The organism is Lichenibacterium dinghuense (genome assembly GCF_021730615.1).
Lineage (GTDB): Bacteria > Pseudomonadota > Alphaproteobacteria > Rhizobiales > Beijerinckiaceae > Lichenihabitans > Lichenihabitans dinghuensis.
On sequence record NZ_JAJLMN010000001.1, the window covers coordinates 191,406 to 217,922 of the forward strand.

Consider the following 26,517-nt stretch of genomic DNA (forward strand, 5'->3'; position numbering starts at 1 on the left):
GCGCGTTCCGCGCGTCCGTGACGGCCTCATGAAGATCATCCTGCCCTTCATCAGCAACACGCTGATGAACTTCGTCATCGGCCTGCTGCTGGCCCGCTTCCTCGGGCCCGCCGAATACGGCCGGATGGCGCTCGCGCTGGCGGTCGGCCAGGTGGTCCAGACGCTGATGTTCGACTGGCTGCGGCTCGCCGCCACGCGCTTCTATTCCGAGCGGGTGCGGCTGGAGCGCCCCGAACTGCGCGCGACGCTCGACACGAGCTTCGCCGTGCTGATCCTGGCGCTGAGCGCCGTCACGATCCTGTTCCTGCTGAGCGGGATCGAGGTGCCCCTGACCCGCCCGCTGGTGGCGCTGGCGATCGGCGCCGCGGTGGCGAACGGGCTGTTCGACTACAACACCGCCCTGGTGCGCGCCCGCTTCATGGACGGGCTCTACGCCCGCATCATCATGGGCAAGAACCTGCTCTCGCTCGTGCTCACGGTGGGGGGCGCGTGGTGGTCCGGCTCGGCCGTGATGGCCCTGGTCGGGCTATGCCTGTCGATGACGGGCTCGCTGCTCCTGTCGCGGCACGCGCTGACCGACGGCGGACTGGGCCCGCGCGCGGCGGAACGCGGCCTGGCCTCGCAGGCGCTGCGCTACGCCCTGCCGATCGTCATGGCCAACATGCTCTACCAGGTGATCCCGCTGATCGACCGGGCGCTGATCGCGCAGCGCTTCGGCTTCGCGGAGTCGGGGCAGTTCTCGCTCGCCTACGACCTCGGCATCCGCGTCGTGCTGGCGATCGGCTCGACGCTCGACGTGCTGCTGTTCCAGATCGCCGTGCGGTGCGACGAGACGCACGGGCCCGCCCATTCGGCGCGCCAGATCGGCCGCAACATGGGCGTGGTGGTGGCGATCCTGGCGCCCACCTGCGTGGGCGCCTACCTGGTGCTGCCGTCGTTCCAGCAGCTCGTGGTGCCCCCGGAGTTCCGCGGCCCCTTCGCCGACTTCTTCACCTACCTGCTGCCAGGCTTCTTCTGCTACCCGCTGATCCACTACGCGGTGCACCCGGTGTTCCAGATCCGCAAGCGCACGCGGCCCCTCATCGCCACCGCCAGCGTGGCGGCGCTGGCCAACGTGGGCCTCAGCTTCGCCATGCCGGCGGGCGCCGGCGCTATCGGCTACGCGGTGGCCCTGTCGGCGGCGCTGGGCTCGGGCCTGCTGGCGCTGATCGGCGCCGCCTCGCTGGTCGGCGCCTCCTGGCCCGCGCCGCGCGACCTCGCCGTCACCCTGCTCGGCTCGCTCGCCATGGCGGGCGCCGTGCTGCCGCTGCGGGGCATGGCGCCGGGCCTGCTGACCCTCCTCGTCGAGGTCTCGACCGGCGCGCTGGTCTACGGCGCGGTCGCGGGCGCCTTCGACCTCGCGGGGCTGCGCAGCCTCGCGCTCGACCACCTGCCGGCGCGCTGGCGCCGCCCCGTCGCTTTACCCGGCGTTGACCACGTCGCTTAGCCTTCGATTCAGTTTATCGGCTCCGTAACCATGGTCCGGGATAGTTAATACTGCGCGGCATTCGAGGTGTATTGTCTGGATCTGGAAGATCTCCCCTTCACTCCGGACGATCCACGATGAAGCGTTTCGCTGTTTCGAGCGGCTGGGTTTTGCTGGGCCTGACGGCGCTGTCGGCCGCCGCGCCCGGCCCGGCCCGCGCGGGCCAATACGTGCCCCACGCCGTGGGCATCCCCGGCATCGGGCCGGGCACCGGCGTCGACGTCTACATCCCCAACCCCGACGAGCAGACGCCGATCGCCTGGTCGCAGGGCACCGAGCCCCCGCCCCCGCAGGGCGACTACGGCGGCGGCACGCTGCAATACATGATCACCGGCAACGAGAGCCGCCCCGTCGCACATCCGCGCATCCCTCCGCCCTACTTCCCGGCGCGCGTCGCCCCGGTGGACGGCCCCGACGGCCGCAGCGCGCTCGCGACCCACGCCCGGCCGCCCGAGACCGCGGGATACGGCGCCGGTTACGCCGCCCCGGCCTATCGCGCCCGCGCCCCGCGCGGCTACGACAGCGTCGGGTTCGGCGCGGCGGGGCCGCAGTCCTACGGCTACGGGCGCCGCGCCGCCCCCGCGGCGTACCCTCCCGCGGGTTACGCGCCGGCCGCCTACGCTTCGGTCGAGCCCCCGCGGGCCGAGATCGACCCCATCTATCGCCGGCAGGAGGTCGCCTACGCGGGCGGGCAGGCCCCCGGCACCGTGGTGATCGACACGAGCGCCAAGTTCCTCTACCTCGTCGAAGGCGCGGGCCACGCGCTGCGCTACGGCATCGGCGTCGCGAAGCCGGGCTTCCTGTGGTCGGGGGCCCACACGATCACGCGCAAGGCCGAGTGGCCGGACTGGACGCCGCCCGCGGAGATGCTCGGCCGCCGGCCGGACCTGCCGCACCACATGGACGGCGGCATCGCGAATCCCCTCGGCGCGCGCGCGATGTATCTCGGCTCGACGCTCTACCGCATCCACGGCACCAACGAGCCGGACACGATCGGCACCAACGTGTCGTCCGGCTGCATCCGGCTACGCAACGAGGACGTCACCGACCTCTACGACCGGGTCCGGGTCGGCACGCGCGTCGTCGTGATGTGAGCGGCTTCCGCCCCGCGCGGCGACGGCCTAAGCTCGACCCGCCCCGCTGACCCGCCGGGGCGGGGAGACGCCGCATCCATGCCGAAAGCCTACATCATCGTCCGCATGACCGTGACGGACCCGGACGCCTACGGCAGGTACGCCGCGATGGCGAGCGAGGCGATGCGGAAATACGGCATCGTGCCGCTCGCCCGCGGCGGCCGCAGCGTCGCCGTCGAGGGCGAGGGCCGGCCCCGCAACGTGGTGCTGGAGGCGGAGTCCTACGAGGCGGCGCTCGCCTATTATCACTCCCCCGAGTACCAGGCCGCCGTCGCGGTGCGGAAGCCGGCCGGCATCGGGGAGGTCGTCATCGTCGAGGGCGCCGCATAGGCCACCGTCAGTTCTGGCGGGCCAGGCTGGGGGCTGCCGCCGGGCGGGACTCCGGCCTCGCCTCGGGCCCCTTGCCGTAGGGCCGGCGCCCCTCGGTGTATTCGCGCCACAGCAGCACGATGGCGGCCATCAGGGCCGGGCCGACGAAGAGCCCGACGAGGCCCCACGTCTCGACACCGCCGAGGATGCCGAACAGCACCCACAGGAACGGCAGGCGCGTCGTGCCGCCGATCAGCACGGGGCGGATCAGGTGGTCGGCCAGGAAGGCCAGCACGCTGCCCCCAACCACGATCAGGATGGCGGCCACCACCGAGCCGCTCGCCACCAGCACCGCGCCGACGATCAGGAACACCACCGTGACCGCAAAGGGCACCATGGCGCCGACGGCGGTGAGCGCGCCGAACAGGATGGGGTGGGGCACGCCCGCGAAGGCGTAGGCGATGCCCATGATGAAGCCCTCGCCGAGGCCGACCAGCACGAGGCCGTCCACCGTGCCGTGGATGGAGGCCACCATCTGGCGGGCGACGCGCTCGCCCTTGGCGCCGAAGGCCTTGTTGCTCGCGTCGAGGCACTGCCGCACCACGTCGTCGCCCTCCTTGAACAGGAAGAACAGCGTCATCAGGGCGAAGAAGAACAGCACGGTGCGGTGCACGACCTGGCCGCCGACCGTGCGGCCGATCTCGGCGGCCTTGGCCTTGTTGACCCGCTCCGCCAGGCCATGGGTCTGCAATCCGCCGGCGAGGTTGTCCTGCCACCAATGCGTCACCGCGTCGGCGCCGAAGGGCAGGTGCGAGACGAACTCGGGTACCGGGATGCCGGATGTGGTCGCCTGCCGGTACAGGTCAAGAACCGAATGCGCCTCGCGCACGGCCTCGAACAGCACGACGGCCAGCGGCAGGCCGAACAGCAGGCCGACCCCGAGCGTGAAGAGCCCCGGCAGCAGGACGTTGTGCTTGCCGGGCGGAAAGCGCCGCAGCGCCTTCTCGTAGAGCGGCCAGAAGGCGATCGACAGCACCGCCGCCCAGGCGAGCGCGGGCAGGAAGTCGTGGATGGTCCAGGCGCCGAGCCCGATCAGCACCGCGGACAGGATCAGCCGCGCGTTGCGCTGGCGCTGGGCCGGCACCGAGCCGTCGCCCTCACCCGCCAAGGCATCCCGGCGCAGGGGCGTTTCGATGGTCGTCATGGTCGCGGCCCTCGGCATGCGCGAAAGGGGCACCGGCGTCTGCCGGTGCCCCCAGACAAACGGGGGAAAAGACGATTTCGATCGGGGCCGCCGAAAAGGCGCGCGCCCCGACCGAGGTCAGCGGACGGTGCGCGTCGTCGTGACGGTGCGGCCCATGGGCCCGCCGCGCATGACCTTCTTGACGACGGTGCGACCGCCGAACGGCCCCCGGCGCACGGTCTTCGTGACCACGACGGCGGCGTCGATCACGGGGGCCTGCGCGATGCCGGCCGGGCCCACGGGCATGGCTTCGGCGGCGCCGGCGAATCCGAGACCGAGGATGGTCGCTGCGGCGAGAGTGGCGATGATCTTCATGGGTTGTGCTCCGAACGTTCGATGCACATCCACAACGCAACGGCGACGTTCAAGTTTCGAGCCCGGACGTCTCGATGGTGAACACCGGCGTCGGACCGACCTCCGATGGATGCGGGTGGATGGGCACGACGTCCGTTGCCGCTCCGCGCCATCGAACCTACATAGCGCTCACAACCTGGGAGGGCAGCGCCATGGTCGACGGGCGATCGAACGGCACCGGGGCCGAGCGCCCCCTCGCGAGCCGCGCCGAGTTCGACGCTCTGGGCGAGATCATCGCGGCCACCATCGCCATGGCGGCGCGGACGCGGAGCGCGGCCGCCACGGCCCTCCTCGAACGCGCCCTGGAAACGCTGGACGAGCGCGTCCGCACCATGGGGGGACAGAAAGACGACGGGCCGCAGAGCGGCTTGAGGCCGTCTTAACCAGTTCGACGGTCAAGTCGGTCGGATCGCGAACCAGGACGGACGGACCGACACGCCATGAGGCTCTTCCAGCTTTCCGCCATCGCGGCCCTGGCTCTGTCGCTCGCCGGCCCGGCGCTGGCCCAGGAGGCCGGCGACTGCGACATGCTGTGCCGGCTCAAGGGATACCTGTCCACGGACCACATGGCGGCCCAGCCCGCCGAGGAGGCGCCCGCGCGGGCGCCCGCCAAGGTCCGACATCCGCGCGCGGCGGCGGCCCACAAGGCCGCACCGGCGAAGCCGGTCGCCGTCGCGGCGGCGCCGACCGCCCCGCCGCCCGCGAGCTATCCCGCGCCCCGCGCGTCCGCGCCGATCCCCGCGGCGCCGCGGCGCGAGGCGGCGCAGCGGGCCGAGCCGGTCGCTCCGCCGCGGGTCGCCAGGGCGGAGAAACACGAAGCCGCCGTCGCGGCCCCCGCCGCGCCGAAAGCGCCCACGCCGGCCAGGACCGCTCCGGCCCCGAAGGCCATCGCCGCGTCGGAGCGGGCGCCCGAGCCCCGCCCGCGCGCGCCGCGGCCCGTCGCCGCGGCGGCGGCCCCGAAGCCGGCCGCGCAGCCGAGCGTCGCTGCTGCGGCGAAGCCGACCCGGACGGCCTCCCTGTCGGCCGTCATCCCGGGCAGCGCGCCGGCCGTGCAGGCCGGCTTCCACTGAAGCGCGGAGCGTCAGTCCACCTTCAGCATGGCCCGGTGGTCGGCGATGCCGTCGAGGTAGCCGAACTCCTGCCGGGTTTCCGGACGGATGGAGGTGATGAGGCGGGCCCCCCGGCCGTAGGTGATCCAGGCCCAGACCCAGTTCAGGTAGACGGTGAGCCGGTTGCGCGCGCCGATCAGGAAGAACAGGTGGACGACGCTCCACAGGAGCCAGCCGATCACCCCGGTCATCTTCACCTTGCCGAGGTCGGCGATGGCGGCGGAACGCCCGACCATGGCCAGTTGGCCCTGGTCGTCATATTTGAAGGGCGGCGGCAGCGGCTCGCCGATCAGGCGGCGCATCAGCACCTTGGCGACGTGCTCGCCCTGCTGCTTGGCCACGGGGGCGACGCCCGGCAGGCGCCGGCCGTCGTGCTCCATGTAGGTGCAGTCGCCGACCGCGTAGACGTCCTTCTGGCCGATCACGGCGCAATGCTCGTCGATCATCACGGCGTTGCCGCGGCCCTTCTGGCCGCCGACCCAGTCGGCGACGGGCGTGGCGGCCGTGCCGGCAGCCCAGAGCACGTTGGCCGACAGGATGCGCTCGCCGCCCGCGATCACGCCGTCGCGATCGACCGTGTCGACCTGACAGCCGGTCTTGACCTCGACGCCGAGGTCCTCGAGGTGCCGGCGCGCGTAGTCCGACAGGTGCTGCGGGAAGCCCGCCAGCAGGCCGGGGCCGCCCTCGCAGAGGACGATGCGGGCCCAGGTGGGCTGGATGCGGCGGAAGTCGCGCGCGAGAGTGGAATGGGCGAGTTCGGCGATGGCGCCCGCCATCTCGACGCCGGTCGGCCCGCCGCCCACCACGACGAAGGTCAGGAGCTTGCGGATCTCGTTCGGATCGGTGCGGCTCTCGGCCCATTCGAAGGCGGCCAGCAGCGACGAGCGCAGCGCCAGCGCCTGGTCGAGCGTCTTCAGCACGTGGGCGTGCTCTGCCCATTCGTCGTGGCCGAACCAGGAATAGACCGAGCCCGTCGCCAGCACGAGGTAGTCGTAGGGGATCTCGGGAACGCCCTTGACGCGCACCAGCTTGTTCTCGGTGTCGACGCCCTCGACCTCGCCCATCAGCGTGCCGACGCGCGGCATGTCGGTGAACAGGCCGCGCACCGGCACGGCGATGTCGGACGGCGCGAGCGCCGCCGTCGCCACTTGGTACAGCAGCGGCTGGAACAGGTTGTGGTTGGTCTTGTCGATCACGGTGACGAAGGCCGGCGCGAGGTTCAGGCCGCGGGCGACCGACAGGCCGCCGAAGCCGGCGCCGATCACCACGACGCGGGGCAGGTTCTTGGGGTCGGTCGCGACCTTGGCGTCGGGGCTGGGCGGCATCCTGGCGGTTCCCTCGCGGGTGGTGTGTAGCTTTTGACAATGGAACGGGCGGCGCCGCGTTTCGTTTCCGGTGCGGTCAGCCGCACACCATCTGAAACAGCGCGGTGCGCAGCGGCGGCCCGTAGTCGGCCTGCCGGAAATAGGCCGCCTGCGGCAGCGGGTCGACGTCGAGCGCGATCTCCTCGTTGCGCGGCAGCGGATGGAGGATGCGCGCCTCGGGCCGCATGCGCTCGGCGATGGCGCGGTCGAGCACGAAGCGGTCCTTCACGGTCTGGAACATCGCCTCGTCGGTGAACCATTCCTTCTGGGGACGCGTCATGTAGAGCACGTCGACGCGGGACACGAGGTCGGACCAGTCGTCGGTCTCGGAATAGGGCACGCCCGCGCGGTCGAGCGCGTCGCGCACGTCGGAGCCGACGCGGAGCTCCGGCACCGACACGAAGTGGACCCGCGCGCCCGGACACTGGGCCAGCAGCGTCACGAGCGAGCGCACGGTGCGCGAGTAGCGGCAGTCGCCCACGAAGGCGATCTCCACGTCCGAGGTCCGGCCGAGCTCGCGCTGGATGGTATAGAGGTCGAGCACCGCCTGCGTCGGGTGCTGGCCCGCGCCGGAACCGGCGTTGAACAGGGGCACGTCGAGCCCGAGCCGCTCGAAGTTGCGGGCCACCACGTAGGGGGCGTCCTCGTCCTGGTGGCGCAGCACCAGCGCCTTCGGCCGGTAGCCGCCGACGATGCGCGTGGTGTCCTCCAGGATCTCGCCCTTAGCCGCGGAGGAGAACTTGCCGGCGTCCTCCGTGTAGATCACCTGGGCGCCGAGGCGGACGGCGGCGAGCTGGAAGGACATGCGGGTGCGGGTGGAGGGCTGATAGAACAGCATCACCACGGCCTCGTCGCGGAAGATCGGCTCGGGCCGGGCATCGAGGAGCCTCGTCGTGCGCTCCGCCAGTTCGGCGAAGACGTCGGGCGTGAAGATCCCGGCGTCGAGGATGGATCGTCCCTTGAGCGACATGGCGTGGTCCCGCGGCGGCACTGCCCGCCCCTGTGCCACGCTGGCGCGGAAAAGGACACCATCGCCGGATGGAAAGGGTTTGCGGGGCGTCAACCGACGCCGGCGGCGGTGCACCTTCCGGCGCGCTCGCGCATTGGAGCGGAGCCGCAGCCCCCGCGGCTGAGCCTCTGAAACGAAAGACGAATCGCGTGCTGTTTCCCGTCACGACATCCATCTTCGCCGCCGTTCTGGCGCTGGTCTACGTGGTCCTGGCCGGCTGGGTCATGGCGGGGCGCACCACCAAGCACACGCTGGAGGGCGACGGCGGCGACCCGGAGCTGCAGAAGCGCGTGCGCGCGCACGGCAACTTCGGCGAATACGTGCCGCTCGCCCTGATCGTCATCGGCCTCTACGAGGGTGGCGGCGGCAGCCACGGCCTGGTGCTGGCGCTGCTGTGGGCGCTGCTGATCGGCCGCCTGCTGCACCCCGTGGGCCTCTTCGCCCGGCCCAACACCGTGCCGATGTTCGCCTGCCGGGGCGGCGGCATGCTGCTGACGCTGCTGTCGATCGCCGTGGGCGCGGTGGCGCTGATCGTCGCGCACGCCTGAGCGGAGGCACAGCCCTCAGGCCCGGGCCGCCGCCATGGCGGTGGCCAGCCGCGGCCAGTCCTTCTTCGGGCTCCACACGACGTTCAGCGCCGCGACGTCTCCCGCCACCGCGGGGTCGTCCTGCGCGAACTGCCCGAAGGGCTTGCGCACCACGGCCACGACGGGGAGGCTCCGGCCGGGCCGCGGCTCGTAGACCTCGCCCACCGTCTCGGACCGGTTGAGGAAGCACAGGATGCCCGCGACCGTCGCCCCGTAGCCCTCGATCTGCGCGACGAGCTTGGCCGTGGTCGAGAAGTTGTTGCACACGTCCTCGACGATGAACCAGCGCTCGCCCGCCTCCGGCTCGTGGCGCGAGAAGGCCAGCTCGGAGCTTTCCCGCGCCGTGGCAGAGGCCGCCGCCGTGACCTTCTTCTCGGGGTAGATGTAGCCGCGGCCCGCCTCCAGCGCGAGCTGGTAGGCGAAGGCCTTGCCGCCCTCGGGCGCGCCGATGAAGCCCGAGGCGTTCGCGACGTCGACGCCCCGTTCGGCCGCGAGGGCGAGCAGACGGCGCGCGAAAACCTGCAGCAGCGCCGGCCGACGCTCGGCGCGGGCGAAGTTGACGTAGACGTCGCCGACGTACTGCCGGCCGGCCGCGTCCTTGCCGGCGTAGCCGACGAGCGGCCCGGCGCGGCGGCCGTCCGGGTCGCGCGGCGCCTCGTAGAAGGCGCCGGCGTCGCGCAGGAGATCGAGCGGGTCGGCGTCGGTCATCGGTTGTGGCTCTGGATCTCGCGGGTGAGGCGGAGCGTCTCGGCGCGGGCCGCCGCGGCGAAGTCTTCGCCGCCGGACGCGTAGATGATCCCGCGCGACGAGTTGATGACCATGCCGCGCCCCCGCGCGTCGCGGCCCGCCACGACGGTGAGGCGCACGTCGCCGCCCTGGGCGCCGACGCCGGGGATCAGGATCGGCATGTCGCCGACGACCGCCCGCACGGCCGCGAGTTCGGCCGGGTAGGTGGCGCCGACGACGACGGCGCAGTTGTCGTTCCCGTTCCAGTTCTCGGCGACGCGCCGCGCCACGGCGCGGTAGAGCGGCTCGCCGCCGACCCGGAGATCCTGGAACTCGCCGCCGCCGGGGTTCGAGGTGCGCACCAGGACGATCGTGCCGCGGTCGGCCCGCGCCAAGAACGGGGCGAGCGATTCCGCGCCGAGGTAGGGGTGGACCGTGATGGCGTCGGCGCCGAGCCGGTCGAAGCTGTCCTCGACGTAGCCGGCGTTGGTCGAGCCGATGTCGCCGCGCTTGGCGTCGTAGATCACCGGCACGGCGGGCGCGGCGGCCCGGACGTGGCGCATGAGCGAGCCCAGCGCCGCCACGCCCGGCGCGCCGAAGCGCTCGAAGAAGGCCGCGTTGGGCTTGAACGCGCAGGCGAGGTCGGCCGTGGCGTCGACGATCGCCGCGCAGAACCGCCCCACCGCGGCGGCCTTCGCGGCGTCGTCCGGTGCGGGGCCGGCCGCGGCGCGCAGGTGCTCGGGCAGCCGCTCCCAGTCGGGGTCGAGCCCGACCGAGACGAAGAGCCCGGCGTCCCAGCGCGCCTCGAGCAGCGCGCGGAAGGTCCGCCGCGCCGCGTGGTCCGCGGGCGTCACGCCTGCACCCGCCACTTCAGCGTCTCGCCGGCGCACATCGGCACCACCGTGTCGCCCATGCCGGGCGCCTCGACCTCGGCCGGGACGCGCCAGGGCTCCTCGACCAGGGTCAGGCTCTCGGCGCTGACGTCGTAGCCGTAGAAGCGCGCCCCGAACTCCGACAGGAACGGGTCGAGCCGGTCGAGCTTGTTCTCGCGGTCGAACAGGTCGACCAGCAGCGGCAGCGCCGCCATGGTGTTCCACACGCCGCAGGCCGAGCCTTCATTCTCCTTGCGCCGTCGCAGATGGGCGGCGTCGTCGCCGCCGTAGAAGAAGCGCGGGTGCCCGGACAGGGCGATCTCGTTCAGCGCCGCGCGGTCGTCGCGCCACTTCGGCTGGGGCTTGCAGCCGCAGTGGACGCGCATCAGCCCGCCGCTGGCCTTCGAATAGCCGAGCACGTCGTCGACCGTGGTGAACAGGTGGTGCACCGTGATGGAGGCGCCGACGTTCTCGTCCTGCGCCTTCACCCAGTCCACCGCGGCGCGGCTTGTGATGTGCTCCATCGTCAGCCTCAGCTTCGGGAAGCGCGCGCGAATGCGGTCGAGGATGGCCGTGAAGCCCGCCTCCTTGTTGAGCCCCTCGATGTCGTCGCTCGGGTGCTCGCCGTGGAACTGGACGACGAGCCCCACCTCTTCGGCGGCCTCCAGCGCCGGATAGATCCGGTCGTAGTCCTGCACGCCGTTGCCGGAATGCGTGGTCACCATGAAGGGGTAGACCTTGCCGAGGCCGACGCCGAGCGCGCGGGCCTCGCTCACGGTGTCGCCCGTGGTGGATTCCGTGATCTGGATCGTCATCACCGGCTCGAAGGTCGTCGCCGGGTCATGCGCGCGCGCGCGGGCGAGCAGCGCGTCGCGGTACCAGACCGCCCGCTCGCCGGTCAGCACGGGAGGCGTGATGTTGGGCATGGCCACGATGCGGCGGCGCCAGCCGCTGTCGAGGAACACCGGCACGAGAAAGTCGAGCATCGGGCCGTCGCGGAAGTGGGCGTGCCAGTTGTCGGGCGCGCGGAGCCGGATCGTGCGGGGTTCTGTGCTCAAGCGGCCTGTCTTTCGGTGCTGGGGGCGGCCGCGCGCTCGGCGAGGTCGCGCTTGACGATGCGGGTGGGCAGCCAGGGTGCGCGGAAGTGGATGGCGCCGTAGCCGACCGCGCGGGCGCCGAGCGCGCGCACGCGGGCGAGGTCGTCGTAGCCCATCACGGAGGGCGCGATGACGGGCAGCGCGCCGTCGTCGGCGATCTCGCGCACGGCGCGCCAGTTCAGCGCCTGCGCGGGCCGGCCGGACACGCCGCCCCCGCCCCCGCCGACGCGCTCCTCCAGCCGCCACAGGGGGCTGCGCCCGTCCGGGTACACCTGTTCCCAGGGGACGGAGTTCAGCGCCACCGCCTCGGCGAGGCCCTTAAGGCCGCGCGCGATGGCGACGTAGTCCTGGCTGGTCGACACCTTGACGATGACGGGGTGGCGCGACACGCGCTTCACGGCCTCGACGCCCGCCACCACCTGCCCGGCGTTGCCGAGCGCGTGGCCGGTGTTGGGGCAGGACGGGTTGACCTCCAGCGCCGCCAGCGGGAAGCGGTTCAGCCGGTCGGCCATCTCGCGGAGCTCGTCGTCGTCGCCGAAGATCGACACGGCCGTCTTCACGCGCTCGTAGTCGAGCCTCGTCCCGACGGTCTGGAGCCACCAGTCGAAGCCGGGATTGGTGAGGCCCACCTTGTTGACCGAGCCGCCGGGCACGAGGCGCACGCAGGTCCAGGGCTTGTAGAGCTTGAGGTTGCCCTCGCGCGGCTGGCGGGTCAGCGTCTTGAGCACGACGGTGAACAGGTCGGGGCGGATCAGGCCGGAGCGAACCATGGCGCGCTGCCACGGCCAGCCGCCGCCGTCGAAGGCGAGCGAGCCGCTCGACACGACGTGGTCGAGCACGTGGCCGTTGGACAGTCTGATCATCGCGGCCTCGGCGCGGCGGACGGGTCGGCGCCCGAGATAACAGGTCGGGCCCGCGAGATGAACCCCAAGCCTCGTCCCGTCCCTCGACGGCACACCCGTCTCACGACAGCGTGAAGCGGCCTGTCGCCCGCGGTTCCGCGACCTCAGGGCAGGCGGCCGTCCGAGGCGAGCCGCGCCACGTAGCCGTCGAGCGCGCCGTAGGTGGCCTGCGCCAGCGCGGCCCCGACGCTGACGCGCCGCACGCCGACGCCCGCCATGTCGGCGACCGACAGGCCCGTCGCGGTCAGGTTGGCGTTGACGAGTCTGTCGACGGAGCGGACCACCTCGGCCACCGCGTCGAGGGTGCGGAGCCCCGGCGCGTAGAGGCAGTCGGCGCCGGCCTCGGCGTAGGCCCGGAGGCGGCGCAGGACCTCGCCCATGTCGAGCGAGGCCATCAGGTAGGCCTCGCAGCGGCCGACCAGCACAACGCCGGTGCCGGACGCGTCGATGACGGCGCGGGCGGCCCGGAGCCGCGCCACGGCGGCCTCCAGCGGGAAGAGGGTCTGCCCGTCGCGGTCCTCGATCGACAGGCCGGCGACGCCCGTCTCGACGCAGCGGGCCACGTTGGCGCCGACGCCCTCCGGCGTGTCGGCGAAGCCCGCCTCGAAATCCGCGTTCACGGGGAGTTCGATGACGCCGCACAGGAAGCGGAGGTGGGCCAGCACCTGGTCCACGCTCATCGCACCGTCCTCGACGCCGAGCGCCCAGGCGGCGCCGGCGCTGGTGGACGCGAGGGCCGGGAAGCCCGCCTTCGCCATCGCGGCCGCGCTGCGGCCGTCCCACGGGTTGGGGAGGACGAAGCAGCCTCCGCGGTGAAGGGCGCGGAAGGCCGCGCGGCGGTCGGCGAGGCTGGTCATGGAACGGTCTCCCCGGAGGCGTCGGAGGGCGGGCGGCACACGTCGACCCAGCGCGCGCCGACGAGTTCGGCCATGCGCTGCGGCGCGATGCGGACGGCCGCGTTGGCGGCGCCCGCGGCCGGCACCACCTCGTCGAAGGCACGCAGCGACGCGTCGCAGAAGACCGGCAGCGGGTTGGCCAGGCCGAAGGGGCAGACGCCGCCGACCGGATGGCCCGTGACGGCCTCGACCTCGTCGGCCGGCACCATGCTGACCTTGCCGCCGAAGGCGGCCTTGGCCTTGCGGTTGTCGAGGCGGGCGTCGCCGCGCGCGACGAGCAGGACGACGCCCTCGCCGGTCCGCAGCGACAGTGTCTTCGCGATGCGGGCGGGCTCGACGCCGTGCGCGGCCGCGGCGAGGTCCACCGTGGCGCTGCTGGCCTCCGTGACCAGCACGGGGATGTCCGGCGCCGCCGCGGCGAAGAAGGCCCGCACGGAGTCGAGGCTCATGGACGGCTCCTGATTCGGCGGCGACCCGCGGGCGCGATCCACCGGCGAGCGCAGGATACAGCGGCCGAGCGCCGTCGCCCACCGTCGAGCCCGCACCGATGTGCATGCAATCTCGCCTGGACAGGCCGGCCGCCGCGGCTACAGTCCTCGGCGGTCCCTGTCCGCCCCGGAAAGCCCTCGCCGATGCGCGCCTTCAACCCGATCGACCGCTCCCTCGCCGTCGGCTCCAACGGCATGGCGGCGACCTCGCACCCGCTCGCGACCCTCACGGCGGTCGAGACCCTCAAGGCCGGCGGCAACGCCATGGACGCCGCCATCGCGGCCGTGGCGGTCCAGTGCGTGGTCGAGCCCGCCATGACGGGGCTCGGCGGCGACTGCTTCGCGCTCTACGCGCCGCGCGGCGGCCTGCCCGTGGCGCTGAACGGCTCGGGCCGCGCGCCGGCCGCCGCGACGGCCGAGTTTTTCGCCGAGCGCGGCCTGACCGCACCCGCGCCGACTTCGCCCCACGCCGTGACGGTGCCGGGCTGCGTCGACGCCTGGGTCAGGCTCAACGCCGACCACGGCACGAAGCCGCTGGAGGAGCTGCTGCGCCCCGCCATCGCCATCGCGGACGAGGGTTTCCGGGTGACGCCGCGCGTCGCCTTCGACTGGGCCAACAACACGGCCCGGCTCGAAGCCGACCCCGACGCCCGCGACCACTATCTCGCGGGCGGGCGCGTGCCGGTCGAGGGCGACCTGTTCCGCATGCCGGCGCTGGCCGAGACGCTGCGCGGCATCGCGCGGGAGGGCCGCGCCGGCTTCTACGAGGGCGCGGTCGCGGAGGGGATCGTCGCCAAGCTCAGGAGCCTCGGCGGGCTTCACGCGGCGGAGGACTTCGACGCGCAGCGTGCGGAGTTCGTCGAGCCGATCTCGACCAGCTTCCGCGGCCACGACGTCTTCGAGTGCCCCCCGAACGGCCAGGGGCTGATCGCGCTGATGATGCTGCGCCTGGCGGAGCGGCTCGACCTCGCGTCCCAGGCCGAGGCGGACCGCATCCACCTCCTCGCCGAGATCACCAAGGCGGCCTACCTCGCCCGCGACACCTACCTCGCCGACCCGCGCCAAGTGGCGGTGCCGGTCGAGGCGCTGCTGTCCGACGCCTGGGTCGACAGCATGGCCCCGCGCATCGACCGCGAGCGCGCGGCGGCGCCGGTCTTCTCCGACGAGGTGCCGCACCGCGACACGGTGTGCCTGTCCGTGGTGGACCGCGACCGCAACTGCGTGTCCTTCATCAACTCGATCTTCAACAGCTTCGGCAGCGGCATCTACGTGCCGGCGAGCGGGGTGCTGCTGCACAACCGCGGCCTGTCGTTCCGCTTCTCGCCCGGCCACGCCAACTCGATCGCGCCGGGCAAGCGGCCGCTGCACACGATCATCCCCGGCCTGGTGTGCCGAAACGGCCGCGCGGTGATGCCCTTCGGCGTGATGGGCGGCCAGTACCAGGCGACCGGCCACGTCGACTTCCTCAGCAACGTCTACGGCCGCGGCCTCGACCCGCAGGACGCCAGCGACACGCCGCGCACCTTCGCGACCGAGGGCGTGCTGCAGGTGGAGCCGACGCTGCGCCCCGAGGTCGTCGAGAACCTGCGCGCCCGCGGCCACGTCATCGCGGTGCAGACGACGCCGATCGGCGGCTGCCAATCCGTGATGATCGACGAGGCCCGCGGCGCGCTGTTCGGTGGCTCGGACCACCGCAAGGACGGGATCGCGCTGGGGTATTGAGGCAGCCGGACCCGAGCGGGTCCTCCCACTCCAACACTACGATTGCACACATCCCGAAACGTCAAGGTTGGCGCCTTCTCCCCTGGCGGGAGAAGGTGTCAGGCGAAGCCTGACGGATGAGGGGGTCTGGCGCGGCGCCATCCGCTCAGAGAAATCATCGTCGAGCGCGGCGCTGCGCCCCCTCATCCGACCCGGCTCCGCCGGGCCACCTTCTCCCGCGAGGGGAGAAGGGGACACGGGCGCCGCGGCTCACCCTTCCCGCAACGGCCGCGTCGCCGCGTCGAGCCAGGCATGGACCTCGGGGTCGACCGCCGGTCCCACCACGTCCCGCACCCGCGCGTGATAGTCGTCGATCCAGGCCTCCTCGTCGCGGTCGAGCAGGTCGAGCGCGATCAGGTTCCGCTGGATCGGCGCGAAGGTCAGGGTTTCGAAGCCCAGCATGGGGCGCTCGCCGCCGGGGATCGGGCGGCGCTCGACCAGGATGAGGTTCTCGATGCGGATGCCCCACTGGCCCGCGCGGTAGAGCCCCGGCTCGTTCGACAGGATCATGCCCTCGGCCAGCGGGGTCGTGCCCGTCTTGGCGATGCGCTGCGGCCCCTCGTGGACCGACAGGTACGAGCCCACGCCGTGCCCGGTGCCGTGGTCGAAGTCGAGGCCCGCGCGCCAGAGCGCGGCGCGGGCGAAGGGGTCGAGCTGCGCGCCCGTGGTGCCGGGCGGGAAGACCGCCCGCGCGATGGCGATGTGACCCTTGAGCACGCGGGTGAAGCCGTCCACGAAGGCGGGCTCGGGCTCGCCCACGCAGAGCGTGCGGGTGATGTCGGTGGTGCCGTCCTCGTACTGCCCGCCGCTGTCGATCAGGAACACGCCGGGCCCGACGGCGAGGTTCGACGACCGCGTGACCCGGTAGTGCGGGATGGCGGCGTGCGGGCCGAAGCCCGCGATGGAGGGGAAGGACACGTCCTTCAGCGCGCCGGTGTCGCGGCGGAAGCTTTCCAGCGCCTCGGCGCAGGAGATCTCGGTGAGGCCGCCCTTCGGCGCCTCCCGCTCGAACCAGTGCAGGAAGCGCGCGAAGGCGGCGGCGTCGCGGCGGTGCGCGTCGCGCGAGCCCTGGCGCTCGGCCTCGCTCTTCGTCGCCTTCATCAGCGCGATCGGGTCGGCGCCGACCTCCGCCCGCCCCCCCGCCGCCTTCAGCGCCTCGACGAGGCGGTGCGGCACGGTGGCGGCGTCGAAACGCAGGCTCCGCCCTTCCCGCCCGAGCAGTTCCAGGGCGGCGACGAGGCCGGTCGGGTCCGCGACTTCTGCGACCTCCTCCAGCGCGTCGCGCACGCTGTTGGACAGCTTGGCGCCGTCGAGCCAGAGGATCGGCCGCCCCGCCTTCGGCACCAGCGCGTAGCTCATCGGCAGCGGCGTGTGGTTCACGTCGGCGCCGCGCATGTTGAACAGCCAGGCGACTGCGTGTGGATCGCTGACCAGCAGCGTCTCGCCCTCGCCGAGCTCGCCCGCCACGGCCGCGACCTTGGCGGCGCGGTCCCGGCCCGCGAGGTGCTCCGGGTGGAGCGTCACGGCGCCCCGCGGCATGGCGGGACGGTCTGGCCAGACGGCGTCGACCGGGTTGCCGTCCACCGGCACGAGGGTCGCGCCGGCGCCCTCCACGGCGCGCCTCAGGCGCTCGACCTGCGCCGGCGTGTGGAGCCACGGATCGAAGCCGATCGACTGCCCCACTTGCAGCCGCTCGCCGAGCCAGGCCTCGGGCGGGTGGTCGAGCCAGGGCTCGGGCGCGAAGGCGCCCGTGTCGACCTGCCCGCGCACCTGCACGGTGTAGCGCCCGTCGACGAAGACCGCGGCCTCGTCCATCAGCACGGCGGCGATGCCGGCCGAGCCGGTGAAGCCGGTGAGCCAGGCGAGGCGCTCGGCGGCGGGCGGCACGTATTCGTTCTGGTGTTCGTCGGCGCGCGGCACCACGAAGCCGTCGAGGCCGCGGCGCTTCAGCTCGGCCCGCAGGGCGGCGAGCCGCGCCGGGCCCTGGCTCGGGTCGGCGCTCTCGTCGAAGGACTGGAACCGGGCTTCGAACATGGGGTGGGTCTCGCGGCGGGCCCTGGTCGGCGCCCTCGGCCGGGCCTCGCGGCCCGTCGGAGGACATCCTACAGGCCCGCCGCGCTCCACGCGACAGCGGATCGCCGGCGACGGGCGACGCCCCGCCGGGGCGACGAGGTCGGGCGCCGGCGGCGACAGGCGCGTCCGTCTCGCGCCGGTCGCCCGCCAGCCCGCGCGCTACTTGCCGGTGCCGGTGCCCGTTCCGGTGCCGTTCATGCCGGCGCCGCCGTTCATGCCCGAGCCGGCGTTGCCACCGCTCATGCCGGAGCCGCTGTTGCCCGTGCCGGTGCCGGCGGCTCCGCCGTTCTGCTGCATCATCGCGCCAGAGCCGGTGCCGCTGCCGGTCATCGCGCCGCCCTGGCCGGTGCCCGTGGCGGTGCCCATGCCCCCGCTGCCGCCACCCGCGCCCCCGGCTCCGCCGCCGGCGCTCTGCGCCATGGCGGCGCCCGCGGTGAAGAAACAGGCCGCCGCGACGGCCGTGAAGATCGATGCCTTGCTCATGATCGTTCCCTCGATGTCAGGCAAATGCAACAGCACCCGATCGGCGCCATGCTGCAGTCAAGACAATCGCGGGACTGAACGGGTTCCCCTGAAATCAAACGACAGCGCGCGCTATACATTGATCCATGTTGGTGTCGGCGATCGTTCTGCATCGCAGCGACGATAGATCCGGCCTGTCGTCTTGAGCTTCGCCGGACGAGACCTTGGACGGATCGACGCAGGCGAAAGGCGGCCTCGACGATCACCGACGGGCGCGCCGGACCGTGCCCAGGAGGTGCCGGCCATGGGTCGGTCCGGGCGCCGGCGGCCAGCGCGCGGCGCGTCCGGGTCGGACTAGCGATGCCGCACGCCGGAGGCCGGTATCGAGCTTCAGGCCCGGGCCCAGCGAGGGAGAACGAGGCGTGGACGGTCCCTCGCCCCCGACAGCCTCGTCCGACGGTCCCGGATCCGACTCAGGGCGTCGCGAGCCTGAGCAGGTGGGCCATGTCCTTGAAGAACACGCGCAGGTGGGCCATCGGGTCGGAGCGCTTGATGCGCTTGTTCATGTAGCTGTCCCAGGTCAGGCGCTGCACGTCCGGGTCGCGGCACAGCTTGACGAAGCGCTCGCGCATGCCGTCGCTGCGGTACCAGACGGCCTGCATGAGGCCGAGGATGAAGAAGACCTGGCCGTGCTCCTTCATGAACCTGCGGCGGGCGCCCGCCAGGGCCTTGGAGCGGCCGGTCTCCAGGAACTCGGCCACGGCGTCGGCGGCGAGGCGGCCGCCCAGCATGGCGTAGTAGATGCCCTCGCCCGAGGCCGGCGCCACCACGCCCGCGGCGTCCCCCGCCAGCACGAGGTCGCGCCCGTTGTCCCAGCGCTTGAGCGGCTTCATCGGGATGGGGGCGCCCTCGCGCCGCAGCGTCTCGGCCCCGCCGAGGCCCACGTCGGCGCGCAGGCGCCCCACGGCGTCGCGCAACGCGAAGCCCTTGCGGGCGCTGCCGGTGCCGACGCTGGTCGTGTCGCCGTGCGGGAAGATCCAGCCGTAGAAGTCCGGCGACACCACGCCGCGATAGTGCACGTCGCAGCGCGCGGGGTCGAAGCTGTCGTCCGCCGCGGGCGCCGGCGAGCGCACGATCTCGTGGTAGGCGAAGACGCATTTGACGCTGTCGCCGCCCTTCACCTCCGCCTTGGCCAGGGCCGAGCGGGCCCCGTCGGCGCCGATGACCGAGCGGGCGCGGACTTCCGCGACCGTGCCGGAGGGTGCGCCCTTCGGCCGGTAGCGGATCACGGCGGTCCCGTCGGGGTCGCGGGCGAGGTCCTCGAAGGTGCCGGCGAGGCGGCTGGCGCCGGAGCGCGCGGCGCGCTCGCGCAGCCACTCGTCAAAGTGCTCGCGGTCGACCATGCCGACGAAGCCGCCGTCGATCGGCATGTCGACGTCGCGGCGCTTGGGCGACACCATGCGGGCCGAGCGGATGCGCGCGACCAGGAGGTCGGGCGGGATCGCGAAATCGGCGATGCAGCGGGGCGGGATGGCGCCCCCGCAGGGCTTGATGCGGCCCGCGCGGTCAAGCAGCGCGACAGTGCGGCCGGCCCGCGCGAGGTCGTCGGCCGCGGTGGCGCCCGAAGGGCCGCCGCCCACCACCACGCAGTCGAAGATCTCGCTCTGTGCTGTCATGCCGACACCGGGACGAGCGCCGCTTCGCCCGCGTCAGCGCCGGCGCCGGCCGGCGCCGCCGACGCGACGAGGCGCGCGGACAGGAGGAACAGGAGGGCCTGGACGAGGAACACGGCCGCGTAGGCGGGCGCCGGCGCGCCTGTCAGCGCCGTGCCGCCCTCGACGAGGCCGGGCCCGAGCACGGCACCCGCGCCGAAGGCCAGCGCCTGCGCGGCGCCCCACACGCCCATGCGCAGGCCGGCGCGATCGGGCGCGCCGCGGCCCGCGAGGGTCATCATGGACCCCACGGCCGCCACCGCGAAGGTGCCGTTGCCGAAGCCGAGCAGTCCCAGGGCGGGGCGCAACGGGAAGCCGGGGATCGCGCCGGCCGCCGCGAGCCCGCACAGAACGGCGGCCGAGATCGCGCAGCCCGCCACCGCGCAGCCGCGCAGGAACCCGGGGCGACGCCGGCCCCAGAGCGCGCCGAGCGCCGCCACGGCCAGCATGCCGGCGAGGGCGCCCCCGTGCTGGAGGCCGGACAGCTTCGTGGTTTCGCCCGGCGTCAGGCCGAGCACCCGGCCCGCGAAGGGGTCGAGCACGAGGTCCTGCGAGCCGTAGGCCAGCATGGACGCGAAGACGAAGAGCGTGAAGCGCCGCACGGGCGCCTCGGCCCAGACCTGCCGCAGCGCGGGCCGGAAGGCGACGCGCGCCGGCGCGGGCCCGCGCGGCATCGGGACGCCCCGGCCTTCGAGGCCGAGCAGCGCCAGGGCGCTCAGCGGCAGCACGAGCGCGCAGACGGTCCCCACGACCCGCACGAGGCGCACCATCGAGAAGGGTTCGAGGAAGGCGCCGGCCGTGCCGGCCGTGACCGCGAAGCCGGCGATCATCATGATCCAGATCACCGCGGCCGCAGCGGCGCGGCGCTCCGGCGCGACCCGCGTGGCCGCCAGGGTCAGCAGCGCGGTGCCGGCGCTGCCGACGCCGAGCCCGACCAGAAGATAGCCCAGCGCCGCGGCGAGGAGACCGAGCGCGGGCGCGGCCGGGATCAGCGCCACGCCGGCCGCGGCCCCCGCACCGCCGGCCGACAGCGCCGCCATGCCGCCGAGGATCCAGGGCGTGCGGCGGCCGGTGCCGTCGGAGCCGTGCCCCCAGCGGGGCCGCAGCGCCTGCACGGCGTAGTGCGCGGCCACGAGCGCGCCGGGCACCACGGCCGGCAGGGCGAGCTCGACCACCATGACGCGGTTCAGCGTCGTGGTGGTCATCACCACGACCGCGCCGAGCGAGGCCTGCACCAGCCCGAGCCGGGCGACGCCGAACCAGCCGAGGTGGCGGGCGGCGCTCATCCGATCACCAGGCCGCGCACCGCGAAGGCGGCGACCAGCATGCCGAGCACGGACAAGCCGGTGCCGGACGCGTTGTAGCGGGGAGCCTCGCCGCGCGGGTCACGCAGGAAGCGCGGCATCAGGGCGAGCTGCGCGGCGGTGAGGGCCGCGATCGCCAGGGCGTAGGGCGCGCGGCCCCATTCGAGCAACAGCAGCGCGACCGCGACCTGCGGCAGCGCCATGGCGGCGCAGGCGACGCGCGCGGCGTTCCGGACGCCGAGCTGCACGGGCAGCGACCGCACACCCATGCGGCGGTCGCCCTCGACGGACTTGAAGTCGTTCAGCGTCATGATGCCGTGGGCGCCGAGGCTGTAGAGCAGCGCCAGCGCGAGCACCCGGCCGTCCGGGGCCGTGCCGGCCACGACGGCGGCGCCCGCCAACCAGGCCAGCCCCTCGTAGGACAGAGCCACGGCGGCGTTGCCGAGCCACCCATTGGCCTTGAGCCGCAGCGGCGGGGCGCTGTAGGCCCAGGACAGGGCCGTGCCGAGGGCCGCCGGCACGAGCACCCAGCGGCCGAAGGCGGCGGCGACCGCCAGCGACAGCGCCGAGGCGACCACCGCGATGGCGAGACCCCAGTGGCCGGGCACGCGGCCCGAGGGGATGGGGCGGTTCGGCTCGTTGACGGCGTCGACGTGCCGGTCGAACCAGTCGTTGACGGCCTGGCTGGCGCCGCAGAGCAGCGGGCCCGCCAGCACCACGCCGCCCAACATCAGCCCGATCTGCGACGGCAGGGTGAGGCCGCCCGAGACGAGGCCGCAGCCGAAGGCCCACATCGGCGGAAACCAAGTGATCGGCTTCAGCAGTTCCAGCACTGCCGCCGGGGTCGGACGGTCGACGGCGGCGGGGGCCAGGACGGAGTGGTCTCGCATGGCGGCATGCTGGTGCAGCCCCGGAATGTTGTCAACTTGCCTTGACACTCCGGGGTGCGCCGGTCGGAGCCCCGACAATCCGGATGAGGCCTCGGCGCCGGATCACGATAGCGTGTTGGTGCAGTGCGAAGCGGATCGCGAGCGAGGGGGCCCGGCGCAGCCGGTCACGCCTCACGTGCCGTTCGTGGTGTCCGACGGCAGGTCCCCGAGGCCGTAGCGGCGGAGCTTGGAATACAGGCTCTGGCGGCTCAGCCCCAGCATCTCGGCCGCGGAAGCGCGGTTGTCCTGCGTCACGGCGAGGGCGGCCTCGATGCACAGCTCCTCGATGATGTCGGTGGCCTCGCGCACGATGTCGCGCAGCGGCACCCGGCCGACGAGGTCCGTCATCTCGCTCACGGGCCGCAGCGGCCGGCGTGCGTCGCCCAGCACGGGGCGTTCCGCCACCACGGGCCGGAACAGAAAGGCGTAGACGCGCTTCTCGTCGCGGTCCGAGACGGCCGCGGTGAGCTCGACGTCGCGCACGGCCCCGTACTGGCCGCGCAGCACCGTCGCGTAGCGGCGGATGGCGCCGTGGTCCTGAAGCCGCGACGTCAGCACGTTCATGTCGACGCCGTGGCGCCCGACGAAGCGCGCCAGCGACTCGGAGCGGATCTGGTTGGCGGTGGCGACGTCGACGAGGTCGAGGAAGGCCTCGTTTGCCTCGATGATGTCGAGGTCGCCGGTGGCGGTCACCATGGCTTCCGGCAGGTGGCTGAGCGCCCCCCAGGCGTCGCCGAGCGCGGAGGTGCCGTCCTGGGCCGCCCCGCCGGGGGAGAGGCGCAGCAGAAGCTGCGAGGGGCCGCCGCCGCGCAGCAGCCAAGCCGCCATCGACACCTCGGCCGAGGTCAGCCGCAGCCGGAGGTTCGCGCAGGACGACTGGCCCAGGGCGCGCGCCGCCGCGGCGCAGTCCGCCACGGCGTTGGCGTTCTCGTCGTGGAACAGCTCGTCCAGGGTCGAGCCCACGATGCGGCGCGCCACGCGGTGGAGCATGTCCTCGCCGGCCGGGTTGACCTCCGCGATCCGGCGGCTCCCGGCGTCGGCGATCAGCATGGCCTCGGTGGAGGTCTGGAACATCAGCCGGAACTGGGTTTCGGCGCTGCGGTAGAGCGCGTAGTCGCGCTCGACCGTGAGGTTGATGTCGACGAGCTGCTGCTGCAGCCGGGCGAGCCCGCGCAGGTCGCGCCCGAGCACGACGAGCTGGCCGTCCTTGGGCAGGCGCACGGCCACGTAGCGCACGGGCAGGTCATCGCCTCCTTCGAAGCCGTGGTTGATCTCGTGCCACGCGAGGCCGTCGCCGGCCGCGGTAGCCAGGAGCGCCGACGCCTTGCCCCGGCTCTCGACCGTCACGGTGTCGATCAGCGGCCGGCCCACCCAGCTCCGGCCGATGCGGGCTCCGAGGTCGGGGTCTCCCACCGACACGTCGCGCACCACCCCGCCCGCGTCCAGCACGAGCGCGACGTCGCTGCTCGCGGTGACGAGCTGCGAGAAAGTTTCGGTCCCGAGCTCGTCCAACAGGGCGTCGGACGATTGGAACCCGTCGCTCGCATGTCGAGGGGCGGAGGTGCCGATCAAGAGTTTCGCCTTCACGCGGAGGTCAGGCGACACCCGCTCCGATGGGCTGCTTGAGCCTCGAATTAAGATAAGTGGCCTCGCCGCGAATGCGAAGCCCTCGTTTTGGTCAAACCGGCCGGACCGCTGCCCCATCCGCGTCAGTCTGCCCCGAAAGCGCCTCCGCCTTCTGCACGGCATCGGCGGCGTCGCGCGCGACGGCGTCGAAGCCCGTGCGCCGGTGCAGGTCGGGATCGAGCAGGAAGGCCGGGCCGCCGGCCAGCAGCGCCACGTCCCGCGCGAGCGAGGCGCGGCGCAGCGCCTCGACCTGGGCGGGCAGCGCGGCCAGGAACCTGTCGCCGGCGACCGACAGGCCGACCGCGGTGAAGCGCTCGCACCGGACCAGGGTGAGGAGGTCGTCGAAGGCGATGCGCGGCTCGAAGGTGACGCTCCAGCCGGCGCGGCGGAAGAAGGCGGCCACCACGGACAGGCCGAAGACGTGCTGCTCGCCCGGCACGGGGGCCAGCAGAATCCGCCTGGCCCCCGACCTGTCGGGCGCGCGGGCGCCGAAGTCGGGGCCGAGCGCCCGCATCACGCCCTGCAGGCGGCCGAGGCCGGCCGTGACGTCGAGAAAGCTCAGCTTGTCGTCGAGCCACAGGTCGCCGAGCCGGCGCGCCGCGGGCGACAGGAGGTTCAGCACCACGGCATCGACCGTCAGGCCCCCGGCCCGCAGGGCGTCGACGTGCGCGAGGAGGCCCGGCACGGCCACGGCCAGCACCATGTCGGAGAAGGCGGCTACCTGCGGCGGCGCCACATCGTCCGCCGTCGCGGCACCGCCGACATCCCGGACGCTCTCGGACAGGCGCGGCACCACCCGGCTCAGGATGGTCCGGCGCAGGTCGCGCCGCCAGTCGGCGTGATCCACGGCGGGCAGCTCGTGCTCCCGACCCGCGAACGGACGATCCTGGGAGACGAGACGCCTCCTGTAGCCCTGCTGCTCCATGAGCGGACCTTCGTTCGGGACGGGGTTGACCGCCACGGCCTCGGCCGCGGCATCGAGCCTGAAGGGAGAAACCAGCGAGGAATAAACTGCCGCGACGTGGAGATCTGCCGGAACTTTTGGGCTTCGGCGTCCTGCGAAGAGATCCGATGCCGGCCTCTCATGTCAAGCGGATGCCCGCGCGCCGCGGCCGCCGAAGTGTCAAGCCAGCTTGACAGGTGCTGAGCCCACGCTCAATCTCCGGCCAGCGAAGCCGGGCGGAGTGGGAGGGGAGCGGGATGCGGCGCGGCGGCACGGCGAAGCCCCTCTACACCGCGGACGAGCGCCGCCGCCGGGATGCCACGCCGTGGACGCTGGTGCAGGGCGTTCTGGCCCCGCTTCAGTTCGGCGTGCTGCTGGTGAGCCTCGCCCTGGTGGGCCGATACCTCGCCACGGGCCAGGGGCTGTGGGCCGCGACCGCCTCCGTCATCGCCAAGACCGCGGCGCTCTACGCCATCATGGTCACCGGCTCGATCTGGGAGAAGGCGGTGTTCGGCCGCTACCTGTTCGCCCCGGCCTTCTTCTGGGAGGACGCGGTCAGCATGGTGGTGATCGCACTCCACACCGCTTCGGTCGCGATGTTGCTGCTCCACCTCGGCAGCCCCGCCGCCCAGTTCACGGTCGCGCTCCTGGGCTACGCCGCCTACGCGGTCAACGCCGCGCAGTTCCTGCTGAAGCTGCGCGCGGCGCGGCGCGAGTCCCCGCGGCCGCACGTCGCCCAGGCCGGATCGCTCCCGCCCGAAACTCCGGTGGAAGCCGCGGCCCGCATCGCGCCCGCCGGGGGCCTCGCCTGATGAACGCGCCCGTCCCCCCGGCCGCGCTCGGCTGCGTCGACGCGCCGGTGCTGCGCGAGCGCGGGCAGCGCGAGGTCTTCTGCGGCCTCACCGGCATCGTGTGGCTGCACCGCAAGATCCAGGACGCCTTCTTCCTCGTCGTCGGCTCGCGCACATGCGCGCACCTGATGCAGTCGGCCGCCGGGGTGATGATCTTCGCCGAGCCGCGCTTCGCCACCGCGATCCTGGAGGAGCGCGACCTCGCCGGCCTCGCCGACGCCAACGAGGAACTCGACCGCGTGGTCGCGCGGCTCCTGGAGCGCCGGCCCGACATCAAGCTCCTGTTCCTCGTCGGCTCCTGCCCGTCCGAGGTCATCAAGCTCGACCTGTCGCGCGCCGCGCTGCGGCTGAACCGCGCCTTCGGGCCCGACCTGCGCGTGCTGAACTATTCCGGCTCCGGCATCGAGACCACCTTCACCGAGGGCGAGGACGCATGCCTCGCCTCCCTGGTTCCCGAGATGCCGGCGGCCGGGATGGACGCCGCACCGAGCCTGCTCGTCGTCGGCACGCTGGCCGACGTGGTCGAGGACCAGTTCCGCCGGCTGTTCGCGGCCATGGGCATCGATCGCGTCGACTTCCTGCCGCCGCGCCGGGCCGGCGCGCTGCCGGCCGTCAGGCCCAACACCGCGATGCTGCTGGCCCAGCCCTTCCTCGCCGAGACGGCGCGCCGGCTGGAGGAGCGCGGCGCAACCCGCCTCCACGCCCCCATGCCGCTCGGCGCCGAGGGCACGACGCTGTGGCTGTCCGCCGCGGCGGCGCGGTTCGGCGTCCCGCAGGACGTCGTCGACGCCGTCACGGCCGCGCCGCGCGAGCGGGCCGCGCGGGCGCTGGCACCCCATCGCGAGCGGCTCGAAGGTCGCTCGATCTTCTTCTTCCCCGATTCGCAGCTCGAAGTCCCGCTCGCCCGCACCCTGTCGCGCGAGCTCGGCATGCGGCCCGTCGAGGTCGGCACGCCCTTCCTCCACCGCCAGCACCTCGCCGCCGACCTCGCCCTGCTGCCGGCCGGCACGCCCCTCAGCGAGGGCCAGGACGTCGACCGGCAGCTCGACCGCTGCCGCGATGCCGCGCCGGACCTCGTCGTCTGCGGCCTCGGCCTCGCCAACCCGCTCGAAGCGGAGGGCTTCGCTACCAAGTGGTCGATCGAGCTGCTGTTCACGCCCATCCAGGGCTTCGAGCAGGCCGGCGACCTCGCCGAACTCTTCGCCCGGCCGCTGCGCCGGCGCGCGGCGCTGAGGGTGTAGC

At 73.3% G+C, this 26,517-nt stretch carries 26 protein-coding genes; 9 read left to right on the top strand and 17 right to left on the bottom strand.

All coding sequences use genetic code 11. The annotated features are described in order from the left end of the window. Nucleotides 1-28: 28 nt before the first annotated feature. The 3 genes from L7N97_RS00915 to L7N97_RS00925 all read left to right on the top strand — a co-directional run bounded on the left by L7N97_RS00915 (nucleotide 29) and on the right by L7N97_RS00925 (nucleotide 2,988). On the top strand, nucleotides 29-1,486 hold the full coding sequence (locus tag L7N97_RS00915) for a lipopolysaccharide biosynthesis protein (RefSeq protein WP_237476509.1): 1,458 nt from the start codon (nucleotides 29-31) through the stop codon (nucleotides 1,484-1,486). 362 nt (nucleotides 1,487-1,848) lie between these two features. Beyond that, complete coding sequence (locus L7N97_RS00920; protein ID WP_237481976.1) at nucleotides 1,849-2,619, top strand: L,D-transpeptidase; 771 nt, start codon at nucleotides 1,849-1,851, stop codon at nucleotides 2,617-2,619. A gap of 78 nt (nucleotides 2,620-2,697) precedes the next feature. Further along, nucleotides 2,698-2,988 carry a DUF1330 domain-containing protein gene (locus tag L7N97_RS00925; protein WP_237476510.1) on the top strand — a complete coding sequence of 97 codons (291 nt, stop codon included), beginning with the start codon at nucleotides 2,698-2,700 and terminating at the stop codon, nucleotides 2,986-2,988. Nucleotides 2,989-2,995: 7 nt separating this feature from the next. Here the strand turns inward: L7N97_RS00925 and L7N97_RS00930 are convergent, their stop codons facing one another. After that, nucleotides 2,996-4,171 carry an AI-2E family transporter gene (locus L7N97_RS00930; protein ID WP_237476511.1) on the bottom strand — a complete coding sequence of 392 codons (1,176 nt, stop codon included), beginning with the start codon at nucleotides 4,169-4,171 and terminating at the stop codon, nucleotides 2,996-2,998. 117 nt (nucleotides 4,172-4,288) lie between these two features. Beyond that, nucleotides 4,289-4,525 carry a hypothetical protein gene (locus L7N97_RS00935; protein ID WP_237476512.1) on the bottom strand — a complete coding sequence of 79 codons (237 nt, stop codon included), beginning with the start codon at nucleotides 4,523-4,525 and terminating at the stop codon, nucleotides 4,289-4,291. Between the two features lie 191 nt (nucleotides 4,526-4,716). Between L7N97_RS00935 and L7N97_RS00940 the strand changes: the two genes are divergently transcribed. Further along, nucleotides 4,717-4,947: a hypothetical protein gene (locus L7N97_RS00940; RefSeq protein WP_237476513.1), complete on the top strand. Its 231-nt coding sequence runs from the start codon at nucleotides 4,717-4,719 to the stop codon at nucleotides 4,945-4,947. 57 nt (nucleotides 4,948-5,004) lie between these two features. After that, nucleotides 5,005-5,634 carry a hypothetical protein gene (locus L7N97_RS00945; RefSeq protein ID WP_237476514.1) on the top strand — a complete coding sequence of 210 codons (630 nt, stop codon included), beginning with the start codon at nucleotides 5,005-5,007 and terminating at the stop codon, nucleotides 5,632-5,634. Nucleotides 5,635-5,645: 11 nt separating this feature from the next. On the opposite strand, the gene L7N97_RS00950 is transcribed toward L7N97_RS00945, so the two are convergent. After that, nucleotides 5,646-6,998 (bottom strand): NAD(P)/FAD-dependent oxidoreductase, encoded by a 1,353-nt coding sequence (locus L7N97_RS00950; protein ID WP_237476515.1) that lies wholly within the window; start codon nucleotides 6,996-6,998, stop codon nucleotides 5,646-5,648. Between the two features lie 76 nt (nucleotides 6,999-7,074). Beyond that, a complete protein-coding gene (gene pyrB, locus L7N97_RS00955) occupies nucleotides 7,075-8,007 on the bottom strand; it encodes an aspartate carbamoyltransferase (protein WP_237476516.1) in 933 nt (310 codons plus the stop codon). Nucleotides 8,008-8,195: 188 nt separating this feature from the next. Between pyrB and L7N97_RS00960 the strand changes: the two genes are divergently transcribed. Beyond that, nucleotides 8,196-8,594: an MAPEG family protein gene (locus tag L7N97_RS00960; protein ID WP_237476517.1), complete on the top strand. Its 399-nt coding sequence runs from the start codon at nucleotides 8,196-8,198 to the stop codon at nucleotides 8,592-8,594. Nucleotides 8,595-8,609: 15 nt separating this feature from the next. Here L7N97_RS00960 and L7N97_RS00965 read toward each other — a convergent pair whose 3' ends face one another. From L7N97_RS00965 to L7N97_RS00990, 6 genes are all read right to left on the bottom strand, one after another. Continuing rightward, nucleotides 8,610-9,341 carry a hypothetical protein gene (locus L7N97_RS00965; protein ID WP_237476518.1) on the bottom strand — a complete coding sequence of 244 codons (732 nt, stop codon included), beginning with the start codon at nucleotides 9,339-9,341 and terminating at the stop codon, nucleotides 8,610-8,612. Further along, nucleotides 9,338-10,228, bottom strand: a complete 891-nt coding sequence (pyrF, locus tag L7N97_RS00970) for an orotidine-5'-phosphate decarboxylase (protein ID WP_237476519.1) — start codon at nucleotides 10,226-10,228, stop codon at nucleotides 9,338-9,340. The genes L7N97_RS00965 and pyrF overlap by 4 nt, the downstream gene beginning before the upstream one ends. Beyond that, nucleotides 10,210-11,289 (bottom strand): amidohydrolase family protein, encoded by a 1,080-nt coding sequence (locus L7N97_RS00975; protein ID WP_237476520.1) that lies wholly within the window; start codon nucleotides 11,287-11,289, stop codon nucleotides 10,210-10,212. Before L7N97_RS00975 ends, pyrF begins: the two co-directional genes overlap by 19 nt. Continuing rightward, nucleotides 11,286-12,191, bottom strand: coding sequence for a beta/alpha barrel domain-containing protein (locus L7N97_RS00980; protein WP_237476521.1), 906 nt, complete (start codon nucleotides 12,189-12,191; stop codon nucleotides 11,286-11,288). Before L7N97_RS00980 ends, L7N97_RS00975 begins: the two co-directional genes overlap by 4 nt. 143 nt (nucleotides 12,192-12,334) lie before the next feature. Next, nucleotides 12,335-13,087, bottom strand: a complete 753-nt coding sequence (locus tag L7N97_RS00985; RefSeq protein ID WP_237476522.1) for an isocitrate lyase/PEP mutase family protein — start codon at nucleotides 13,085-13,087, stop codon at nucleotides 12,335-12,337. Beyond that, nucleotides 13,084-13,575 (bottom strand): YbaK/EbsC family protein, encoded by a 492-nt coding sequence (locus tag L7N97_RS00990; protein ID WP_237476523.1) that lies wholly within the window; start codon nucleotides 13,573-13,575, stop codon nucleotides 13,084-13,086. The genes L7N97_RS00985 and L7N97_RS00990 overlap by 4 nt, the downstream gene beginning before the upstream one ends. A gap of 183 nt (nucleotides 13,576-13,758) precedes the next feature. On the opposite strand from L7N97_RS00990, the gene ggt reads away from it, so the two are divergent. Continuing rightward, complete coding sequence (gene ggt, locus L7N97_RS00995) at nucleotides 13,759-15,336, top strand: gamma-glutamyltransferase (RefSeq protein WP_237476524.1); 1,578 nt, start codon at nucleotides 13,759-13,761, stop codon at nucleotides 15,334-15,336. A 249-nt stretch (nucleotides 15,337-15,585) separates the two neighbouring features. Here ggt and L7N97_RS01000 read toward each other — a convergent pair whose 3' ends face one another. The 7 genes from L7N97_RS01000 to L7N97_RS30100 form a co-directional block, all read right to left on the bottom strand. After that, nucleotides 15,586-17,409, bottom strand: coding sequence for an aminopeptidase P family protein (locus tag L7N97_RS01000; protein WP_237476525.1), 1,824 nt, complete (start codon nucleotides 17,407-17,409; stop codon nucleotides 15,586-15,588). A gap of 198 nt (nucleotides 17,410-17,607) precedes the next feature. Next, the gene (locus L7N97_RS01005) at nucleotides 17,608-17,931 is read right to left on the bottom strand and encodes a hypothetical protein (protein WP_237476526.1); all 324 of its coding nucleotides are present in this window, start codon (nucleotides 17,929-17,931) and stop codon (nucleotides 17,608-17,610) included. Nucleotides 17,932-18,383: 452 nt separating this feature from the next. Then, complete coding sequence (locus tag L7N97_RS01010) at nucleotides 18,384-19,586, bottom strand: geranylgeranyl diphosphate reductase (RefSeq protein WP_237476527.1); 1,203 nt, start codon at nucleotides 19,584-19,586, stop codon at nucleotides 18,384-18,386. After that, complete coding sequence (locus L7N97_RS01015; RefSeq protein ID WP_237476528.1) at nucleotides 19,583-20,908, bottom strand: BCD family MFS transporter; 1,326 nt, start codon at nucleotides 20,906-20,908, stop codon at nucleotides 19,583-19,585. The genes L7N97_RS01010 and L7N97_RS01015 overlap by 4 nt, the downstream gene beginning before the upstream one ends. Next, nucleotides 20,905-21,816 (bottom strand): chlorophyll synthase ChlG, encoded by a 912-nt coding sequence (chlG, locus tag L7N97_RS01020; RefSeq protein ID WP_237476529.1) that lies wholly within the window; start codon nucleotides 21,814-21,816, stop codon nucleotides 20,905-20,907. The genes L7N97_RS01015 and chlG overlap by 4 nt, the downstream gene beginning before the upstream one ends. Before the next feature lie 171 nt (nucleotides 21,817-21,987). Beyond that, nucleotides 21,988-23,367, bottom strand: a complete 1,380-nt coding sequence (gene ppsR / locus L7N97_RS01025) for a transcriptional regulator PpsR (RefSeq protein ID WP_237476530.1) — start codon at nucleotides 23,365-23,367, stop codon at nucleotides 21,988-21,990. 166 nt (nucleotides 23,368-23,533) lie between these two features. Further along, the gene (locus tag L7N97_RS30100; protein WP_237476531.1) at nucleotides 23,534-24,328 is read right to left on the bottom strand and encodes a cobalamin B12-binding domain-containing protein; all 795 of its coding nucleotides are present in this window, start codon (nucleotides 24,326-24,328) and stop codon (nucleotides 23,534-23,536) included. A gap of 353 nt (nucleotides 24,329-24,681) precedes the next feature. Between L7N97_RS30100 and bchF the strand changes: the two genes are divergently transcribed. Beyond that, nucleotides 24,682-25,236 (top strand): 2-vinyl bacteriochlorophyllide hydratase, encoded by a 555-nt coding sequence (gene bchF / locus L7N97_RS01035; protein WP_237476532.1) that lies wholly within the window; start codon nucleotides 24,682-24,684, stop codon nucleotides 25,234-25,236. Then, nucleotides 25,236-26,516: a ferredoxin:protochlorophyllide reductase (ATP-dependent) subunit N gene (locus tag L7N97_RS01040; protein WP_237476533.1), complete on the top strand. Its 1,281-nt coding sequence runs from the start codon at nucleotides 25,236-25,238 to the stop codon at nucleotides 26,514-26,516. The genes bchF and L7N97_RS01040 overlap by 1 nt, the downstream gene beginning before the upstream one ends. The last annotated feature ends 1 nt before the right edge of the window (nucleotide 26,517 follow it).

Excerpts from the sequence above, each read along its gene's own strand:
- pyrB (WP_237476516.1), bottom strand. The coding sequence starts at position 8,007 with ATGTCGCTCAAGGGACGATCCATCCTCGACGCCGGGATCTTCACGCCC.
- L7N97_RS01005 (WP_237476526.1), bottom strand. The coding sequence starts at position 17,931 with ATGAGCAAGGCATCGATCTTCACGGCCGTCGCGGCGGCCTGTTTCTTC.
- L7N97_RS00915 (WP_237476509.1), top strand. The coding sequence starts at position 29 with ATGAAGATCATCCTGCCCTTCATCAGCAACACGCTGATGAACTTCGTC.
- L7N97_RS00980 (WP_237476521.1), bottom strand. The coding sequence starts at position 12,191 with ATGATCAGACTGTCCAACGGCCACGTGCTCGACCACGTCGTGTCGAGC.
- L7N97_RS01010 (WP_237476527.1), bottom strand. The coding sequence starts at position 19,586 with ATGACAGCACAGAGCGAGATCTTCGACTGCGTGGTGGTGGGCGGCGGC.
- L7N97_RS00990 (WP_237476523.1), bottom strand. The coding sequence starts at position 13,575 with ATGAGCCTCGACTCCGTGCGGGCCTTCTTCGCCGCGGCGGCGCCGGAC.
- L7N97_RS00950 (WP_237476515.1), bottom strand. The coding sequence starts at position 6,998 with ATGCCGCCCAGCCCCGACGCCAAGGTCGCGACCGACCCCAAGAACCTG.
- L7N97_RS00940 (WP_237476513.1), top strand. The coding sequence starts at position 4,717 with ATGGTCGACGGGCGATCGAACGGCACCGGGGCCGAGCGCCCCCTCGCG.
- L7N97_RS00925 (WP_237476510.1), top strand. The coding sequence starts at position 2,698 with ATGCCGAAAGCCTACATCATCGTCCGCATGACCGTGACGGACCCGGAC.
- L7N97_RS01000 (WP_237476525.1), bottom strand. The coding sequence starts at position 17,409 with ATGTTCGAAGCCCGGTTCCAGTCCTTCGACGAGAGCGCCGACCCGAGC.
- L7N97_RS00930 (WP_237476511.1), bottom strand. The coding sequence starts at position 4,171 with ATGACGACCATCGAAACGCCCCTGCGCCGGGATGCCTTGGCGGGTGAG.
- L7N97_RS00965 (WP_237476518.1), bottom strand. The coding sequence starts at position 9,341 with ATGACCGACGCCGACCCGCTCGATCTCCTGCGCGACGCCGGCGCCTTC.
- L7N97_RS00935 (WP_237476512.1), bottom strand. The coding sequence starts at position 4,525 with ATGAAGATCATCGCCACTCTCGCCGCAGCGACCATCCTCGGTCTCGGA.
- L7N97_RS00985 (WP_237476522.1), bottom strand. The coding sequence starts at position 13,087 with ATGACCAGCCTCGCCGACCGCCGCGCGGCCTTCCGCGCCCTTCACCGC.
- chlG (WP_237476529.1), bottom strand. The coding sequence starts at position 21,816 with ATGCGAGACCACTCCGTCCTGGCCCCCGCCGCCGTCGACCGTCCGACC.
- ggt (WP_237476524.1), top strand. The coding sequence starts at position 13,759 with ATGCGCGCCTTCAACCCGATCGACCGCTCCCTCGCCGTCGGCTCCAAC.
- L7N97_RS01015 (WP_237476528.1), bottom strand. The coding sequence starts at position 20,908 with ATGAGCGCCGCCCGCCACCTCGGCTGGTTCGGCGTCGCCCGGCTCGGG.
- L7N97_RS00920 (WP_237481976.1), top strand. The coding sequence starts at position 1,849 with ATGATCACCGGCAACGAGAGCCGCCCCGTCGCACATCCGCGCATCCCT.
- L7N97_RS01040 (WP_237476533.1), top strand. The coding sequence starts at position 25,236 with ATGAACGCGCCCGTCCCCCCGGCCGCGCTCGGCTGCGTCGACGCGCCG.
- bchF (WP_237476532.1), top strand. The coding sequence starts at position 24,682 with ATGCGGCGCGGCGGCACGGCGAAGCCCCTCTACACCGCGGACGAGCGC.
- L7N97_RS00945 (WP_237476514.1), top strand. The coding sequence starts at position 5,005 with ATGAGGCTCTTCCAGCTTTCCGCCATCGCGGCCCTGGCTCTGTCGCTC.